The organism is Winogradskyella epiphytica, assembly GCF_003217215.1.
Taxonomy (GTDB): Bacteria; Bacteroidota; Bacteroidia; order Flavobacteriales; family Flavobacteriaceae; genus Winogradskyella; species Winogradskyella epiphytica.
This window is the reverse complement of sequence record NZ_QJTD01000008.1, coordinates 20,563-38,189: the sequence shown is the minus strand read 5'-3', so window position 1 is coordinate 38,189 and position 17,627 is coordinate 20,563. Positions and strand designations below refer to the sequence as shown.

General features: G+C 35.7%; 15 protein-coding genes. 10 read left to right on the top strand and 5 right to left on the bottom strand.

The window, feature by feature from the left end; genetic code table 11:
• Positions 1-57 precede the first annotated feature (57 nt).
• From DFQ11_RS13505 to DFQ11_RS15430, 6 genes are all read left to right on the top strand, one after another.
• Entirely contained in the window at positions 58-1,257 is a 1,200-nt protein-coding gene (locus DFQ11_RS13505) for an acetyl-CoA C-acetyltransferase (RefSeq protein WP_110476413.1), read from the top strand.
• Positions 1,258-1,276: 19 nt separating this feature from the next.
• Positions 1,277-3,418, top strand: coding sequence for a 3-hydroxyacyl-CoA dehydrogenase NAD-binding domain-containing protein (locus DFQ11_RS13500; RefSeq protein ID WP_110476434.1), 2,142 nt, complete (start codon positions 1,277-1,279; stop codon positions 3,416-3,418).
• A gap of 29 nt (positions 3,419-3,447) precedes the next feature.
• A complete protein-coding gene (locus tag DFQ11_RS13495; RefSeq protein WP_110476412.1) occupies positions 3,448-4,650 on the top strand; it encodes an acyl-CoA dehydrogenase family protein in 1,203 nt (400 codons plus the stop codon).
• Between the two features lie 675 nt (positions 4,651-5,325).
• Complete coding sequence (locus DFQ11_RS13490; protein ID WP_110476411.1) at positions 5,326-6,384, top strand: CaiB/BaiF CoA transferase family protein; 1,059 nt, start codon at positions 5,326-5,328, stop codon at positions 6,382-6,384.
• A gap of 18 nt (positions 6,385-6,402) precedes the next feature.
• Positions 6,403-7,980: an AMP-dependent synthetase/ligase gene (locus DFQ11_RS13485; RefSeq protein ID WP_308425360.1), complete on the top strand. Its 1,578-nt coding sequence runs from the start codon at positions 6,403-6,405 to the stop codon at positions 7,978-7,980.
• 9 nt (positions 7,981-7,989) lie between these two features.
• Positions 7,990-8,154 (top strand): hypothetical protein, encoded by a 165-nt coding sequence (locus tag DFQ11_RS15430; RefSeq protein WP_308425359.1) that lies wholly within the window; start codon positions 7,990-7,992, stop codon positions 8,152-8,154.
• 49 nt (positions 8,155-8,203) lie between these two features.
• On the opposite strand, the gene tyrS is transcribed toward DFQ11_RS15430, so the two are convergent.
• From tyrS to DFQ11_RS13460, 5 genes are all read right to left on the bottom strand, one after another.
• Positions 8,204-9,409 carry a tyrosine--tRNA ligase gene (gene tyrS / locus DFQ11_RS13480; RefSeq protein WP_110476410.1) on the bottom strand — a complete coding sequence of 402 codons (1,206 nt, stop codon included), beginning with the start codon at positions 9,407-9,409 and terminating at the stop codon, positions 8,204-8,206.
• A gap of 265 nt (positions 9,410-9,674) precedes the next feature.
• Positions 9,675-11,648, bottom strand: a complete 1,974-nt coding sequence (locus DFQ11_RS13475) for a monovalent cation:proton antiporter family protein (protein ID WP_110476409.1) — start codon at positions 11,646-11,648, stop codon at positions 9,675-9,677.
• Between the two features lie 184 nt (positions 11,649-11,832).
• Positions 11,833-12,108, bottom strand: coding sequence for a hypothetical protein (locus DFQ11_RS13470; protein ID WP_110476408.1), 276 nt, complete (start codon positions 12,106-12,108; stop codon positions 11,833-11,835).
• A gap of 11 nt (positions 12,109-12,119) precedes the next feature.
• Positions 12,120-13,061 carry a TolB-like translocation protein gene (locus DFQ11_RS13465; RefSeq protein WP_110476407.1) on the bottom strand — a complete coding sequence of 314 codons (942 nt, stop codon included), beginning with the start codon at positions 13,059-13,061 and terminating at the stop codon, positions 12,120-12,122.
• A gap of 86 nt (positions 13,062-13,147) precedes the next feature.
• A complete protein-coding gene (locus tag DFQ11_RS13460; protein ID WP_110476406.1) occupies positions 13,148-13,825 on the bottom strand; it encodes a class I SAM-dependent methyltransferase in 678 nt (225 codons plus the stop codon).
• 727 nt (positions 13,826-14,552) lie between these two features.
• On the opposite strand from DFQ11_RS13460, the gene ureA reads away from it, so the two are divergent.
• The 4 genes from ureA to ureE all read left to right on the top strand — a co-directional run bounded on the left by ureA (position 14,553) and on the right by ureE (position 17,535).
• Positions 14,553-14,855, top strand: coding sequence for an urease subunit gamma (gene ureA, locus DFQ11_RS13455; protein WP_110476405.1), 303 nt, complete (start codon positions 14,553-14,555; stop codon positions 14,853-14,855).
• Positions 14,856-14,871: 16 nt separating this feature from the next.
• A complete protein-coding gene (locus tag DFQ11_RS13450; RefSeq protein WP_110476404.1) occupies positions 14,872-15,246 on the top strand; it encodes an urease subunit beta in 375 nt (124 codons plus the stop codon).
• Complete coding sequence (gene ureC, locus DFQ11_RS13445) at positions 15,243-16,964, top strand: urease subunit alpha (RefSeq protein WP_110476403.1); 1,722 nt, start codon at positions 15,243-15,245, stop codon at positions 16,962-16,964. Before DFQ11_RS13450 ends, ureC begins: the two co-directional genes overlap by 4 nt.
• Positions 16,965-17,031: 67 nt before the next feature.
• A complete protein-coding gene (gene ureE, locus DFQ11_RS13440; RefSeq protein ID WP_110476402.1) occupies positions 17,032-17,535 on the top strand; it encodes an urease accessory protein UreE in 504 nt (167 codons plus the stop codon).
• Positions 17,536-17,627: the final 92 nt, after the last annotated feature.

The following is a 17,627-nucleotide window of genomic DNA, read 5'->3' as shown; positions in this document are numbered from 1 at the left end:
ACATATTTTTTTATCCTATATGTTACCACCTAGTAACGTTTAAAAAATAATCAATAGATGGATGCATATATTTATGATTCTGTAAGAACGCCAAGAGGCATCGGAAAACAATTAGGGAGTTTATCTCAAGTAAGTCCTGTACAATTAGTAACCACTTTACTTTCTGCCTTAAAAGAGCGAAATAACCTAGATACTTCTTATGTTGAAGATTTGGTTTTAGGCTGTGTCACCCAAGCCGGTGAACAAGGTGGTAATATTGCTAAAGTTGCGGCTCAAGTGGCTAATTATGGCGATCATTTAGCAGCTGTTTCACTAAATAGATACTGCGCATCGGGGCTAGAAGCGGTTAATCAGGCTGCTGCTCGTGTTAGATCGGGATGGTCCGATTTGATTATAGCAGGAGGCGTAGAGTCGATGTCAAGAGTACCAATGGGTATCGATGGTTCGGCATGGGTGATGGAACCTGATGCGGCATTTGGGAAATTTGTTCCTCAAGGTATTTCTGCAGATTTAATCGCGACCAAATACGGCTATTCACGTAACGATGTCGACAAATTTGCTGTAGAGTCCCAAAAAAGAGCTACAGCAGCTTGGGCAAAAAAGGCCTTCAATAAATCAATTATACCAGTTAAGGATATCAATGGTTTAGAAATTTTATCAAAGGACGAATATATTCGTGCGAATACCACTTTAGAAGCTTTAGGTAAATTGAATCCGTCTTTTGAAAAAATGGGGGAGATGTTATTTAATCAAACCGCCTTAGATACCTATGTTGAAGTAGAACGAATCAATCACGTGCATCATGCCGGAAATTCATCTGGATTAGTTGATGGTGCTGGGTTAATGTTAATCGGAACTAAAGAAATTGGGGAGAAACTAGGTTTAAAACCAAGAGCGAAGATCAAAATGGGATCTATAATTGGTTCAGAACCATTAATCATGTTAGAGGGTCCAACTCCAGCAACCAAGAAAGCATTGAAAAAAGCGGGAATGACAGCTTCTGATATTGATTTATGGGAAGTGAATGAAGCTTTTGCAGTCGTGCCACTACGTCTTATGGAAAACCTGAAAATCGATCATTCAATAGTCAATGTGAACGGAGGAGCCATTGCAATGGGACACCCACTAGGAGCTACAGGTTGTATGATTTTAGGAACCGCCTTAGATGAACTCGAGCAGCAAGATAAAAGCACGGCTTTAGCAACACTTTGTGTTGGTGGAGGAATGGGTATTGCTACAATAATTGAACGTGTATAACCGAAAAACCAAAGACAAAATGCAACATATTAAATATTCAATAGATACAGATGGCGTCGCTTTTATAACATGGGATGTCGCCAATTCTCCAGTAAATATCATGAATGAAGCCACTATCATGGAATTCTTTACAGCTGTAGATAAAGCAACTACAGACGATTCAGTAAATGGGATTATCATCAATTCGGCAAAAAGAGATTTTATTTCGGGAGGCGATTTAAAGTGGTTTTTAAATTATGAAGAGTCCAAAGAAGCGTGCTTTGAGATGCTTATGAAAACTCATCGCTCTATGCGACAATTAGAACTTTCCACTAAACCTGTGGTAGCAACCATAAATGGTCTAGCCTTAGGTGGAGGATTGGAAATCGCTTTAGCTTGTAATTATCGAATTATGACTAATCATCCTAAAAACAGAATTGGATTGGTGGAATGTTCGGTTGGATTATTTCCTGGCGCAGGAGGAACACAGCGTTTTTTACGTATGTTAGGTGCTAGAAAATCTATAGAATATATTACCCAGTCGCGAAAATTAACAGCAGAACAAGCCTTAAAAGATAAATTAGTTAATGAATTATGTTCGCCAGAAGAGGATATAACCGCATTAGCTAAAGCATGGATATTAAAACATCCAGAAGTTAAGCAACCTTGGGATGAGAAACGTTTTGTGGTTCCAGGAACGCCGAATGGAATTGGGCAAGTGTCTGGAGTTAATGAGTTTTACTCCGTGTCTAATGCTATGGCTTATAAAACCACTCACGGCAATATGCCTAATATTAAAAATGTATTGAGTGCATTATATCATGGTAGTTCTACAGGAATCGATAAAGCCCTAGAAGTTGAAGCGCGTTATTTTGTAGATACTTTGTTTAGAAAGGAAACTAAAAATATCATTCGGGCCTCATTTATTTTTATAGGTGATGCTGCTAGAGGAAAGGCCAAGCCAAAAGGTTTTGAACCTGTAAGCTATCAAAAAATTGGTGTTTTAGGAGCGGGAATGATGGGCGCAGGAATCGCCTATGTTTCTGCTAAAGCGGGATTAGATGTGGTACTGAAAGATGTATCTTTAGAAGGTGCGGAACGAGGGAAAGGTTACGCTTCCAAAATAGAACAGTCAAAAATAGAGAAGGGCAGATCGACACAAGAAAAGTCCTCAGCTATTTTAGAACATATCATTCCATCTGAAAGTGTCAACGATTTAAAGGATTGTGATTTAATTATTGAAGCGGTTTTTGAAAATGAACAGTTGAAAAATACAGTCACAAAAGAAACGGAAGCCGTGATAAAACCAGAGGTCATTTACGCGAGTAATACGTCTACCATACCAATTTCAACTTTGGCTAAAGCTTCTTCAAAACCTGATAAATTTATTGGTTTACATTTCTTTTCACCAGTAGATAAAATGCCATTAGTTGAGGTTATAGTTGGTAAAGAAACTTCCGATGAAACTTTAGCTGCAGCTATAGATTACGTGACTAAAATTAGGAAAGTGCCAATAGTAGTAAATGATGGTCGTGGCTTCTTTACATCTCGTGTATTTGGGAAGTTTGTAAATGAAGGTATTACTATGTTGACGGAAGGAATTCCGCCTGCAGTTATAGAAAATGTGGCGAAAAAAATAGGCATGCCAGTAGGACCACTTGCAATTTCAGATGAGGTGAATTTGAAACTCATGTTAGATATCATGTCTGAAGATCCTAGTTTGACGGACTTTGAAAAGGAATTAGAGAAAACAATTTCTACTATAGTTCATACCCATAAAAGACCAGGAAAGAAAGAAGGCAGAGGGTTTTATGAATACCCAAAGGGAGCGAAAAAATATATATGGGAAGAATGGAGCAGAATTTACCCTACAGTAGAGGATTATGATGAGGAAGAAATAGGAAGACGCCTATTGTTTGCTATGGTGATTGATTCTTATAAATGTTTGGATAGCGGTGTTTTAAATGACCCGAGAGACGCGGATATTGGATCGATTTTAGGACTTGGATTTCCAGTTCATACAGGTGGTGTCATGTCTTATATCGATTATATAGGCGCGCAAGAATTTAGAGACTATGCCGCTATTTTAGCTAATAAACATGGTGAGCGTTTTCAACTTCCAGCATCACTTTTAGAACGCATTGAAAAAGCAGGAAGTCAGCGTGTGTATTATAAAAACTAAAATATTATAAACAGCAAAATCAATCAGCTATGTTACAAAACGTATTATTAGAACGAAAAATATATGCATCGGAAGAACATAAAATGATGCAAGGAATGATTCAGGATTTCATTACAAATGAAATTGAACTTCATGTAGAGACCTGGGAAAAAGATGGTATGGTTAGTCGGGATATATGGAAAAGAGCTGGTGATTTGGGTTTGCTGTGTATGGATATGCCTGAGAAATATGGTGGCTCTGGATTAGATTTTAGCTTTAGTGCTTTATTAATCGAAGAATTCGCAAAAAAAGGAATTAGCGGTCCTGGTTTTTCATTACACTCGGATATTGTGGCGCCTTATATTTTTAAATGGGGAACAGATGCTCAAAAGGAAAAGTATTTGCCAACCATGGCTACGGGCGAGATGATTACAGCTATTGGAATGACAGAACCGAATTGTGGTTCAGACTTACAAGCGCTTCGGACAACTGCGGTAGATAAAGGTGATCATTATGTGGTAAACGGACAGAAAACATTTATAACCAATGGTTATTTATCAGATATGGCTATTGTGGCAGTAAAAACAAATTCAGGGACGCCAGAAGAGGGAGTTTCATTACTGATTATGGAAAGTAAGTGGGATGGTTTCGAAAAAGGCGTGCCATTCAAAAAAATTGGAATGAAAGCCCAAGATACATGTGAATTGTTTTTTGATAATGTAAAAGTGCCTAAAGAAAATTTACTAGGAGAAGAAGGACAGGGTTTTAAAATTATGATGACCGAATTAGCTCGAGAACGTTTGTCAGTGGCATTGGCGGCCATTGGCGGGGCAGAAGGCGCAATCGAAGATACCATAGCGTATACATCTACAAGAACAGCTTTTAAACAACCGATCGCAGGATTTCAAAACACCCAATTTAAATTAGTTGAAGCTGCAGCGCAATTACAAATTCACCAAGCTTTTGTAGATCGTTGTACTGAAGATTTAGCAAACCACAACCTATCTGCAGAAAGTGCCTCTATGGCTAAGTTTTCAGCCACAGATATGCACGGAAAAGTAGTTGATGAATGTTTGCAGTTGTTTGGTGGTTACGGCTATATGTGGGAATATCCTATAGCAAGAATGTATGCCGATAATCGTGTCGCAAGAATTTATGCCGGTACTAACGAAATTATGAAAGTTGTTGTGGCAAGAGGATTATTTAAAGAGTTGTTTGCACAAATGAAAGCGATGAAGCAAAAAAAGAAATAACAATAAGAGCTTAATTGGTTGAAAGCTATTAGTTTGTAGGCTGTAGTTTTGAGTTGTTAGTGTATTAGTGAACATTAGTGAAATTCATGTCGTTGTTAGTTTTTAAGCTATAGTTTTGAGTCATTAGTGGGAATTAGGGAAATTAGTGTCTGTAATAGTTTTTAGTTGATAGTTAAGAGTTGCTAGTTAAGTGAAATTAGTGTCTATTTTAGTTTTTAGGCTATAGTTTTGAGTCGTTAGTGGAGATTAGTGAAATTAAAGTTAGTTTGAGTTTTTAGAGGTAAGTTTTTAGTTATTAGTGGGGATTAGTGAAATTAGTGTCTGTATTAGTTTTTAGTTGATAGTTAAGAGTTGCTAGTTAAGTGAAATTAGTGTCAGTATGAGTTTTTAGGCTATAGTTTTGAGTCGTTAGTGGAGATTAGTGAAATTAAAGTTAGTTTGAGTTTTTAGAGGTGAGTTTTTAGTCATTAGTGATAATTCGTGAAATTAGTGTCAGTATGAGTTTTTAGTTGATAGTTAAGAGTTGCTAGTTAAGTGAAATTAGTGTCTTTTTCCCTTTTGCTCATTAGTTTATAAGTGTCTTCAACAATCCTTACAGGAAATAATTTTCGCCTCCATAAATCACTCAATTCAAGACTCCGTTAACCATAATCACCCCAAACAAATTAAATATTTATGCAAGAAACAAAACCATTAGAAGGTATAACCATAATTGATTTTACTCGCCTATTACCAGGGCCTTTAGGAACTCATTTATTAAGTCAACTTGGTGCTATAGTGATTAAAATCGAAAGTCCTAATCGATTAGATTATACACGTTTTTATGAACCTAAAATCGATGATAACTCTGTGCTGTTTCATGCGATGAATCATTCTAAAGAACAGCTTATTATCGACTATGAAACTGAAGAAGGGTATCAAAAAGTCAGCGAATTAATTGCCAAAGCAGATGTATTAATTGAGCAATTCCGACCAGGAGCAATGACTAGTTTTAAATTGGATTTTGACAATACAAAAAAGATCAATCCTAATATTGTCTACGTCTCCGTGACAGGTTATGGACAAAAAGGACATTTACACAACAAAGCAGGTCACGATATCAATTATTTAGCAACGGCAGGCTTGCTAGATTTAAACAGAGATGCGGAAGGAAAACCTGTAATTCCTGGTTTTCAAATTGCCGATATTGCTGGAGGTTCTTATATGTTGCTTTCGGCTTGTACTTCGGGACTGCTGGCTCAGAAGTTGCAAAATAAACCTCAATATATAGATTTAAGTTTATTATATGCAAGCTTGCCTTTAACTGCAATTGCTCATGGAATTTCTCAGGGCGGCGTATCTTATAAAAAACTGCCAATATTAAGTGGAATGATGGTTAATTATAATGTTTATGAATGTTCCGATGGCAAATGGATCGCATTGGGTGCCTTAGAATTGAAGTTTTGGAATGACTTCTGTGATATGGTTGAAAAGCCAAGTTGGAAAGCCACATCAGATAAAGAACTTATCAATGGAGTCTTCCCTAAAAAAGACTTAGAAACACTTTTTAAAACAAAATCAAGGGATGAATGGGTGAGTCTGAGTAAAAATCACGATAATTGTTTATCTCCAATTTTAGAAATAGAAGAGGTGAATCAACATCAACACATACAAGATCGTCAAGTCTTTAATTCGACTATAATAAAGAATAAGAATATACAGACCTACAATGCACCTTTCAAAACCTTTAGCTAATTATAAACATCCTAGAGAATGCCTAAACACCTAACGCGCCTATTCGATTTACCAGAATATCAACTACGCCACACGCCACAAGAAAAAGCTTTTAATACTAAAGTAGGAGGAGAGTGGTTGGCTTTGAGTACTAAAGAATATTGCAATCAAATTGCGATTATTAGTAATGCTTTAGTGGAGTTAGGAGTTCAAGCAGATGATAAAATTGCCATTGTAACAGAAAAAAATAATGTAGCATGGCATATTCTTGATATGGCGCTTTTACAAGTTGGTGCTATTAGCGTACCCTTATATGCTACCTTATCTACTAAGGATTATGAATTTATTCTAAATCATTCCGATTCAAAATTATGTTTCGTTTCTAATAAGGATTTATACGACAAGGTAGAGTCAGTAAAAGCGAATACACAGGTCAGCTCCATTTTTTGTTTTAATAATTCCGTATGTGATACTAATTGGGATTATTTATTAAAATCAGGACAAAGTGTTGATCATCATTTAGAAGTTGAAAAAAGAAAATCAAATATATCCACTGAAAATTTAGCCACCATAATCTATACCTCTGGCACAACGGGAACACCGAAAGGCGTGATGATAACTCATGAAGCACTATTGTTTTCTATCATCGTGTGTTCGGAACTATTAGACTTAGATGAACCATATTTGCCAATGGTGAGTTATTTACCCATAAGTCATGTATTTGAACGCTTGGTGATGTACTATTATCAATATATGGGCTTTGAGATTTACTTTGCGGAGTCTTTAGAGAAATTAGTCGATAATTTACAAGAAGTAAAACCAGTTTTTCTTCCGATTGTTCCTCGTTTGTTAGAGAAGATATTCGATAAAATCATAGCCAAAGGAAACGAACTTTCAGGTGTGAAAAAAGCCTTGTTCTTTTGGGCAGTTCGACTAGCAGAACAGACAGAAATTGATCAAAAAAGAGGTTTAAAACATAAAATAGCAGATCGCTTAATTTTTAGCAAGTGGCGCGGAATTTTTGGAGGAAATGTGAAGTTTCTAGTGTCAGGGTCAGCGCCTTTACAAGACCGACTAATTAAAGTGTTTACCGCTGCTGGCTTACCGGTTTATGAAGGCTATGGAATGACCGAATCGTCTGGTGTTATCTCTTTGAATGGTCATAAAAAAGGTGATATGCGTTTAAAAACGGTGGGTAAAGTTTTGCCAGGCGTCGAAGCTAAAATTGCCGAAGATGGTGAAATCCTTATCAAAGGTCCTAATGTTTTAAAAGGCTACTATAAAGATGAGCTAAAAACAGCTGAAGCTATTAAAGATGGATTTTTACATACAGGTGATATCGGTGAAATTTGTAAGGATGGTTTTTTAAAAATTACCGACCGTAAAAAAGAAATATTTAAGACATCAGGTGGAAAGTATATTGCGCCCGCCATCATTGAAAATATCATGAAACAGTCCAGTTTTATTGAACAAATTATGGTGATTGGTGAAGGTTATAAAATGCCAGCAGCACTGATTCAGGTTAATTATGAATTTGTGAAAGAATGGGCATTAAGACATAATCATGAGATCATAGATATCACCACCGATGAAAAACTGTTAGCGAGAATTCAATAAGAGATTGATTTGTATAATACTTCTTTAGGGCGTTGGGAACGCATTAAGAAATTTGAAATTACACCAGATGAATGGACTATTGAAGCAGGACACCTCACCCCAACTTTAAAGCTGAAACGAAAGGTGATAAAAGATAAATACAAGGCACTTTTTACAAAAATATATGCAGAATAAATTGTTGTGTCCTATATGAAGTGCCTTGTATAATTGAGTTAGAATAGTATTATTTTAATTCGTAGAAATTACGTTTCCCTATTTTGATTTTTGTTTCCGGGTGTAATGGAATGTCTATAAGAGGGTTTGTTAATTTTTCATTATTAATTTGAACTGCACCACTTTCAATAAGTCGTCTTATGGCCGATTTAGACACATCGTTTTTCAGTTGACTACATAATTCAACTAAGCTTGTAATGCGGTTTTTAGCTTCAATAGAGCTTATCATTACAGGTTCGAAAACTTTTTCTTCAAATTTTTGACTTTGAAATTGATTAACGAAAAATTCTTCAGCCTCTTCTGCTGCTTTTACATCATGGTATTGGCTAATAATGTTTTTTGCAATTAATTTTTTAAGGTTCATTGGGTTTTCTCCCTTAGCTAATTGCTCTATAAGTTCTTGTTTCTCTTCTAATGAAAAGTTGGTAGTTAAATCTAAAAACTCTTCAATTAAAGAATCAGGTATCGACATGGTTTTACCAAACATATCATTGGGTGCATCGGTTAAACCAATAATATTATTTAAAGACTTGCTCATTTTTTCTTTTCCATCTAAACCTCTTAATAAAGGCATACACATTACGGTTTGCGGATCCATTCCGTAAGTCTGTTGTAATTGACGACCCATCGTACAGTTAAATAGTTGGTCTGTACCTCCCATTTCTATATCGCAATTAATCTTTACAGAATCAAAACCCTGTAAAATTGGGTATACTAATTCGTGCATGGCAATCGGAGTGTTTTCTGTGAACCGTTTGTTGAAATCATTTCTATGCATCAGTTGAGCAACCGTTACTTTAGAGAGAATTTGAATAATTTCTGAAGAAGAAAGTTGGTCTAACCACTCTGAATTGAAGACGATTTTACTTTTCTCTACATCAATAATTTTTGAAAGTTGAGAAATATAAGTTTCAGCATTATGAAGAACTTCTTCATTACTCAAAGGTTTTCGGCTTTTGTTTTTCCCTGTAGGATCACCAATCTGTGCTGTAAAACTTCCAACTAAAATCACAATCTGATGGCCTAGGTCTTGAAACTCTTTTAATTTTTTAAGCATAACGGCATGTCCCAAATGCAAATCTGGTGCCGTCGGATCAAAGCCAAGTTTAATAATGAGTGATCTACCTTCCTTTTTTGCTTGTTTTAGCTTTTCGTCCAAGCCATTTTCAGGTAGAATAATTTCTACGTTTTCTTTTAATTTGTTTAATGTTTCCATGATTTTTAAGAATAAAAAAAGCCCGAACAAAAATGCTCGGGCTTTAGGTATTATAGTATATGTTGTTTATTGTTAAATCAATTTCAAGTATATATATAGGCCTTCCGAGCAGAAATTATTGGATAATAATAAGTGCTGAAATAAGGAAGACGTAATATGTGGTTTAAAATTTTCATTTCAGGGCAAAGTTACTAAATAATATGTTACAGAAATCTTAATATATTCAATTACAACATTTTTAAATTTATAAAAGTTCTGGTTGAGCCTATTTAATCATTTGATAGAATTGCTCAACATCACCTTGATTACCCATAATATAAAGCTTATCGCCTTGTTTTAATATCTCATTTGGTTGAACGCTTTGCAGCATTTCATCTCGTCTCTTAATCCCTAAAATATTAATGCCATACTCAGCTCTCAGGTTTAAATCTCTCAATGGTTTCCCTAAAAACTTATTACTGTCAGATCTCATTAGTAAACAAGTAATATTGAAGTCTGCTAGTTCACTAGGTTTAATAGTTTTTGGGCGTTTAAAATCGCCTTTAAATAATTGGTAGTTATCAGACCTAACCTTTTGGATTAACTGAATAATATCACCTTCTGGAACTAGGAAATTATGTAAGACATGTTCGAAAATTTGAATAGATGTTTCGAATTCTTCCGGAATCACTTCATCAGCGCCAAGAGCTAACAATTCAGTAGTTTCCTTTACATATCTCGTCCTAACAACAAGGTATAATGAATCTGAATGTGATCTAATATTTTTAATAATGCTTCTCGTAGCAGCGATTTCAGAAATGGCAATTACAGCAGCTCTAGCACGTGAAATATTTACAGTTTCTAAAATGTGGTACTCTCTAGCATCACCAAAGATAATGGGTAGTCCTTTTTCTTTTTCTCGCTTCACCACTTCGGCATTCATTTCAATGACAATAAAAGGGATGTTACTCGCCGTTGCTGCTTTGGCTAAATTACTACCATTAATTCCGTAACCAATGATTACTAAATGGTTTTCTAATTCGGTTTCGGTTGCTTCGCCAAAATCATTTGGATTTACCTCTCTTTTTAGTCCTAATTTTTTCTTTACACCTAAGATTTTATCCGCAATATTCTCTGAGAAAATGATAATAAATGGGGTTAAAATCATAGAGACGATTGATACAGACAAAAAGTATTGATTAGTTTGAGGGGTCAATAGATTGTATTCTATACCAATTTTTGACAATATGAATGCAAATTCACCGACTTGAAAAAGTGATAAACCTGTTAAAATAGCAGTTTTAGTTGGGTATTTTAAAAGAGCTACGGCTATGGCAGATACGGTAGATTTTAAAATAAGAACTACCAAAACCAATAGCATAATAATAGGAACGTTTTTTAGGAAAAAGTTTAAATCCAATAACATACCCACCGAGACGAAAAAGAAACTTGTAAACAACTCACGGAAGGGTAGAATGATACTTGTAGCTTGATGGCTATATTCTGATTCAGAAATAATAAGGCCTGCAATAAAGGCACCCAAAGCTAATGATAATCCTATTTCAGCAGTTAGAAAAGCAATTGCAAAACATAGGGTTATGGTTACTAATAAAAACAGCTCTTTACTATTCGTTTTGGCTACCGCATGCATTAATTTTGGAACAATATATCTTGCCATGATATATGTAAGTACAACGACTATGGCCGATTTTACCAACAGCATCAAGATATCCATTAGAATATTGCTCGACACACCTGCCATCATCGGTGTAACAAGCATCATGGGTACTACAATGATATCTTGAAATATTAGAATGGCAAGCGCATTTCTGGCTTGAGGTGTCGAAATTTCTTGCCGATCTTGTAATGTCTTTAAAACAATGGCCGTACTGGACAAGGAAAAAAGAAAGCCGACAAATACCGATTCACTCCAGGAATTTCCTAAGAAATTATAGACCAAAGCGGCCACAAGAACCGTAAGTCCAACTTGAAGAAACCCACCAATAAATACGGTCTTTCTTATAGAAGCCAATTGTTTGATGGATAGTTCCATTCCAATTACAAATAGTAACAGAATAACACCAACTTCCGATAAGATTTCTACTTGCTCCACAGCCTTAATAAGGCTTAATCCGTACGGACCAATAATCACACCGGTTAATAGAAAACCAATGATTGACGGAAGTTTAAGCCGTTGAAGAACAAAAACTATAACGACAGAAAAACCTAAAAGGATAAGAATATCTTGTAATAATGGCATATATGGTGGCTGTTTTTGGTTCTAATTTTCCACCCTACAATACTTTAGATTGTAGTTATAGTGGAAATTGCAAAACTAAATTAATTTGAATAAAAATGTTTCTATTCATTCATCTATCATTAAAAAAAGATTAATGATAGGTTTTGTCTTTGAATCAAAATAAAGCTTAAAGTACTTTTATAAATTAATCCTCTTCAATAGGTCCAACTATTTTTCCATACAGCCAGCTTCCAAAAGCATAGCAAAGTCCGAAATAAGCTATTAATAGAATACTAGCTAAAGCCCATCCCATATTACCCATTGTATATACGAAGCTGAAAAAATAGGTGTCCATACTTTCTATGGGTTTAAGTGCTATAGACGCATTATCTGGTTTAGACATAAAGTCTATAATCAATAAGAGAATAATACATCCAATGATGAGGCTAATACATCCTGAAATAACTTTATTAGTTTTCATAGTCAATTAGTTTATTCAAGTAGGACGTCGAGCTTGATTGAGGTCTTGTAGATTTTACTTAAGCCATTTTCATTTTGGTTAATATATGTTGAAAATTCAAAAACGGAGTTGAAGCTTCTTGGCTTAAGATTATTTCTTTTGCTTGTAAAATACAACATTTGATTCTTTTCATCATAAAAGGGGCAATATTCCATATATTTTGTGTTCACCGGAATTCCTAAATTGATTGCTTTTGTCCAATTACCATTCTCATCTATCTTTGATACATAGAGGTCACCACTACCTAATCCGTCTTCTTCATTGTATTTAGAAAAGATTATAAACTCTTCGTTTTCCGAGATAAAGGCGTTGAATTCGTAACCAGGGCCATTAATGTTTTCATTCAATAAAACAGGGTCGGTATATTGTCCATTGATCCATTGAGATACATAAATATCATCTTTTCCGTAACCATTGGGGGAAACCATGGTGAAATAGAGATTATTGTTTTTGCTCAAGGAAGGATAGAATTCATCTAATTCTGAATTTACGGGATGACCTAGGTTTATAGGTTGAGACCACTTTTCGGTTTCATTGGTTCGTTCTACATACCAAATGTCAAAATCTTTTTTCTTATTACTGCTTGAATTTAGGGGTCTGTCTGATGCAAAATAAAGTCGCATATTGTCGTGGGATAAAAAGGGTTCTAGATACTTGAAGGAATCACAAAAGGGAAGGAGTTGAGGTTCTGACCATTCGTTATTGGTCTTAGTAATATAAGCCAGTTGTGAAATTTCTTGATTAGGACTTTGTATGCTGAAGAAAGCTTCTTTGCCATCTTTTGAAATACAAAAATCACGAACATTTATAAACTGATTCAAAATCTTATCAAATTGAACAACCTCTGAAGAAGTTTGCGTAAAAGCTAGATTTGAAATACATAAAAGGATGCTAAATATTCTGATGATTCTCATTGTGGAAGGACTATGTTTAATATTAATCACTAGATTTTAGTTATGTTGAAAGCTAAGAGTAAATTATACCAGTTCTATGGATTCATTTAACGCTTTTTGAAACTACAGAATAAAAAATTTTGTGTGGTGTCAAAAGGTGTAGTATGGTCTTCTGTAACACAGTTTAATCTTTCAAAATTATTTTGAAACACATCTGATAGATCGTTTTCGTTGTATTGTGTGATTTCTAATCCACTACATTTCAGCGGGCCATTTTTTGAAAATGTACCTATGGTCATAAAGCCTCTGACAGATACAGACGCCGTTTTCTCGTATTTTTTGATGTCTTCAGGAGTGGTAAGAAAATGAAAGGCAGCTCTATCATGAAAACGTTTATGTGTAATAAAAGCAGGTTCAGGAGTGGTAAGAAAATGAAAGGCAGCTCTATCATGCCAAAAATCATACTTTTCATTAGGTTTGAATTCAGTGATATCGCAGGTAATCCAATTAACGTTGTCTGCTTTTTTACCAAGTCTCTTTTTCGCTTTCTCCAGGGATTTAGAGGAAATGTCAAGAACTGTAATGTTTTGGTATCCATCATCGATTAAATAATCAACCAGTCTACTGTCACCGCCACCAATATCTATAATTTTCGCAGTCTTTTCCAAGTTAAAAGAGCGAATGAATTCAAGAGAAGTTTTTGGCTTGTCTTGAGTCCAACTTACTTGGTCTGGATTTTTTGTTTCATAAACTGTTTCCCAATGTTGTTTTCTATTTGATGTCATTTGGTTGATTTGATTTTGTGCTTTGAAATGGCATTGTTGGTAGTTGTTTTAAACTTGAACACTAAGTTAGTAAAAGGGAAGGTTTTAGCAGGGAATTAGTTGAGTTTTATAACTCTGAAGAAACTATTGATTAAAATTAAGCCCCTTTAATTGGCTTATAGTAATACCTCATTGGATCTTATGGTTTCACTTGCAGTATCCTAACTACTAGAGAATAATTATTTCATCATCAGAAACTACAATTCAAAATTAGCCTTTTTTGTAAGTCGTGAAGCTTAAAATATAATAAGGCTTTTGTGTATGTCAGGGATTGTATCTTAAACTATTTCGTAGGAAGATTTTTATAGATTACTTTAATTATGATATTGGCAATAATTTTATTAAAATAATTAAGTATTGTAAATAAATTATTGATTTATGTATATAATATGTTGATTTGGAGTGAAAATTTTATTTTAATTCTAAGATTTTTGACGCATTGATGATGAGGTTGAGGGGTGATTTAAGAGATTGTTGTGAGCTTTAATTTAATACTAGAAAGTGAAGCCCGATAACAGTATGGGAATCGACCCTGAGATTGATTGGGTATGTGGTGAAGCGTGGAAAGAAATACAGAAATAATTTGCTACTAAGAAATAGGAATCAAGTCTAAATACTGTCTTTCATTAATAAGGAAGCATTGAATACCTATTCTTATCGACCAATATTAACCTTTAAAAAAGATCCTATGCATTTAACAGCTAGAGAAACAGAAAAGCTCCTCATATTCATGGCGGGTGAACTCGCCGAAAAACGCAAGGCTCGAGGCGTGAAGTTAAATTACCCAGAGTCCATTGCATTAATCAGCAACCGATTGCAGGAAGCTGCACGAGATGGTAAATCCGTCGCTTCTTTAATGCAAGAAGGCGCAACTTACTTAACACGAGAGGATGTTATGGAAGGCGTTCCTGAAATGATTCACGATGTACAAATTGAAGCAACATTTCCCGACGGCACCAAGTTAGTGACCGTTCATAATCCTATTCGTTAACCTTAATTTACAAACTATGATACCAGGTGAATATATATTGAAGAAAGAAGATATTGTATGCAATCCCTTCCGAAAAGCTATCAAATTAAAGGTTGTCAATAAAGGAGACAGACCCATTCAAATTGGATCCCACTACCACTTTTTTGAAGTGAATAGAGAAATGGAATTCGATCGTGAAAAATCCTTTGGCTACCGATTGAATATTCCTTCAGGAACAGCTGTTCGTTTTGAACCAGGGGAAGCTACAAAAATTGAACTCATCCATTTAGGAGGAAAACGCAACTCTTTCGGACTGAACAATCTTGCTATTGGCGACACCATGAATCCTCAAAATTTAAAGAGAGAAATGCTAAATGTAGAACGTGAATCCTTTAAAAACAAAAAATCATGAGTTTTAAAATCGACAGAATTAAGTATGCCAATATGTACGGACCAACCCTTGGCGATAAAATACGATTGGGAGACACCGAACTGTTCATTGAAATAGAAAAAGACTATACTTTCTATGGTGAGGAAAATAAATTTGGTGGCGGAAAAACGGTTCGTGATGGCATGGCGCAATCCAGTACAGCAACTCGTGATAGTGGCGTTTTGGATTTAGTGATTTTAAACTGCATTGTTTTAGACCATTGGGGAATTGTTAAAGGAGATATTGGTATTAAGGATGGGAAAATAGTGGGGGTTGGAAAAGCTGGAAACCCAGATACTATGGAAAATGTAGATCCAAATATGATTATTGGCGCCTCGACTGAAGTGCATGCGGGTGAAAACCTAATCGCTACTCCTGGAGGAATAGATACACACATCCATTTTCTTTCTCCACAACAAATTGAACACGCGCTTTTTAGTGGAATCACCACCATGATTGGTGGCGGAACAGGTCCTTTTGACGGTACCAACGCGACCACAGTAACACCTGGCGCTTGGAATATAGAACGTATGCTTCAGGCGACAGATAATTTGCCAATGAATTTAGGCTTCTTCGGAAAAGGAAACTGTTCATTTTTAGCTCCTTTAAAAGAACAGGTGGAAGCTGGTGTTTTAGGGTTGAAAGTGCATGAAGACTGGGGAGCAACTCCATCGGTTATTCACGCATCCTTACAAGTAGCAGATGAATATGATATTCAAATTGCTTTGCATTCTGATACTTTAAACGAAGCAGGATTTTTAGAAGATACTATGGATGCTATAAACGGTAGAACCATCCACACCTTCCATACAGAGGGCGCGGGCGGTGGCCATGCTCCAGACATTATCAAAGCAGCAATGTATCCGAATGTGTTGCCAGCATCTACAAATCCGACACGACCATTTACCAAAAACACTATTGATGAGCATTTGGATATGCTGATGGTGTGTCATCATTTAAGTAAAAATATCCCGGAAGATGTCGCCTTTGCTGATTCTCGAATTAGACCAGAAACCATTGCTGCTGAAGACCGACTTCACGACATGGGCGTTTTCAGTATTATGAGTTCAGACTCCCAAGCCATGGGACGTGTGGGTGAAACCATTTCAAGAACCTGGCAAACAGCGCATAAAAACAAGATTCAACAAGGGTTTTTGGAAGAGGACAAAAAAATGAAGGCAGATAATTTCCGTGCGAAACGTTATATAGCAAAATACACCATCAATCCAGCAATTGCTCACGGTATTTCGCAACATGTAGGGTCTATTGAACCTGGTAAAATGGCCGATTTTGTATTATGGAAACCAGCCTTGTTCGGAGCCAAACCTGAAATGATTGTTAAAGGAGGTATGGCAATTGCCAGTAAAATGGGCGATCCAAACGGGTCAATCCCTACACCGCAACCTATTATGATGCGTCCAATGTTTGGCGCTCTAGGAGCTGCCGTACATAAAACTTGCGCCACTTTCGTATCTAAAGCCGCAATGAACAATAATATTAAAGAAAAATACGGACTCAAAAAACAATTATTCGCGGTTACCAATTGTAGAAGTATTTCTAAAAAGGATTTAATCCATAATGATAAAACACCTTTAATTGAAGTCAATCCTGAAACCTACGAAGTAAAAGTAGATGGCGTAAAAGTAACCTGCGACCCGATTGATGTGGTGCCTTTAGCACAACGTTATTTTTTATTTTAATAAGAATTTAAAGCTACGCAACGTCGTATAAACCTTGTGTATTTTTATTTTAAAACGAAATGCTCATATGCTTTGTAAAGAAGTTATTGGAAACATAGAATCTTATCCCATAGGAAACAAAACGGTAGACACACTACATCTGGAATGGTTTGAAATGACCAAACGCATTATGCGAAAAAGAACAGAGCATGGTCGTGAGGTGGCAGTTAAATTCCTGAAGGAAGGCCAGCGCCTTCACCAAGGAGATATTCTTTTGGAGGATGAGACAAGTGTGGTGGTTGTTGATGTATTGCCTTGCGATAGCATTCAGGTAACACCAAGAAATATTGTAGAAATGGGAACGGTTTGTTACGAAATAGGAAACAAACACTTGCCTATTTTTATTCAAGAGGAGAAAGTTTTGGTGCCTTACGAAAAACCTTTGGAGCGCCTTTTGGAAGCAACAGGTTATATCGTTGAGAAAAGACATTGCAAACTGTTGAACATGTTAAAAGCCAACGTTGGACATTCGCATGCAAGTGATACACCTTCCCTATTTTCAAGAATTTTAGACCTCACCACAAAACAATAATGAATATGACACACAACAAACAAAGGGTTTTATTGGAGTTACTGCATATTTCAGATCCGACGTTGCCAATTGGTGGCTATTCGCATTCCAAC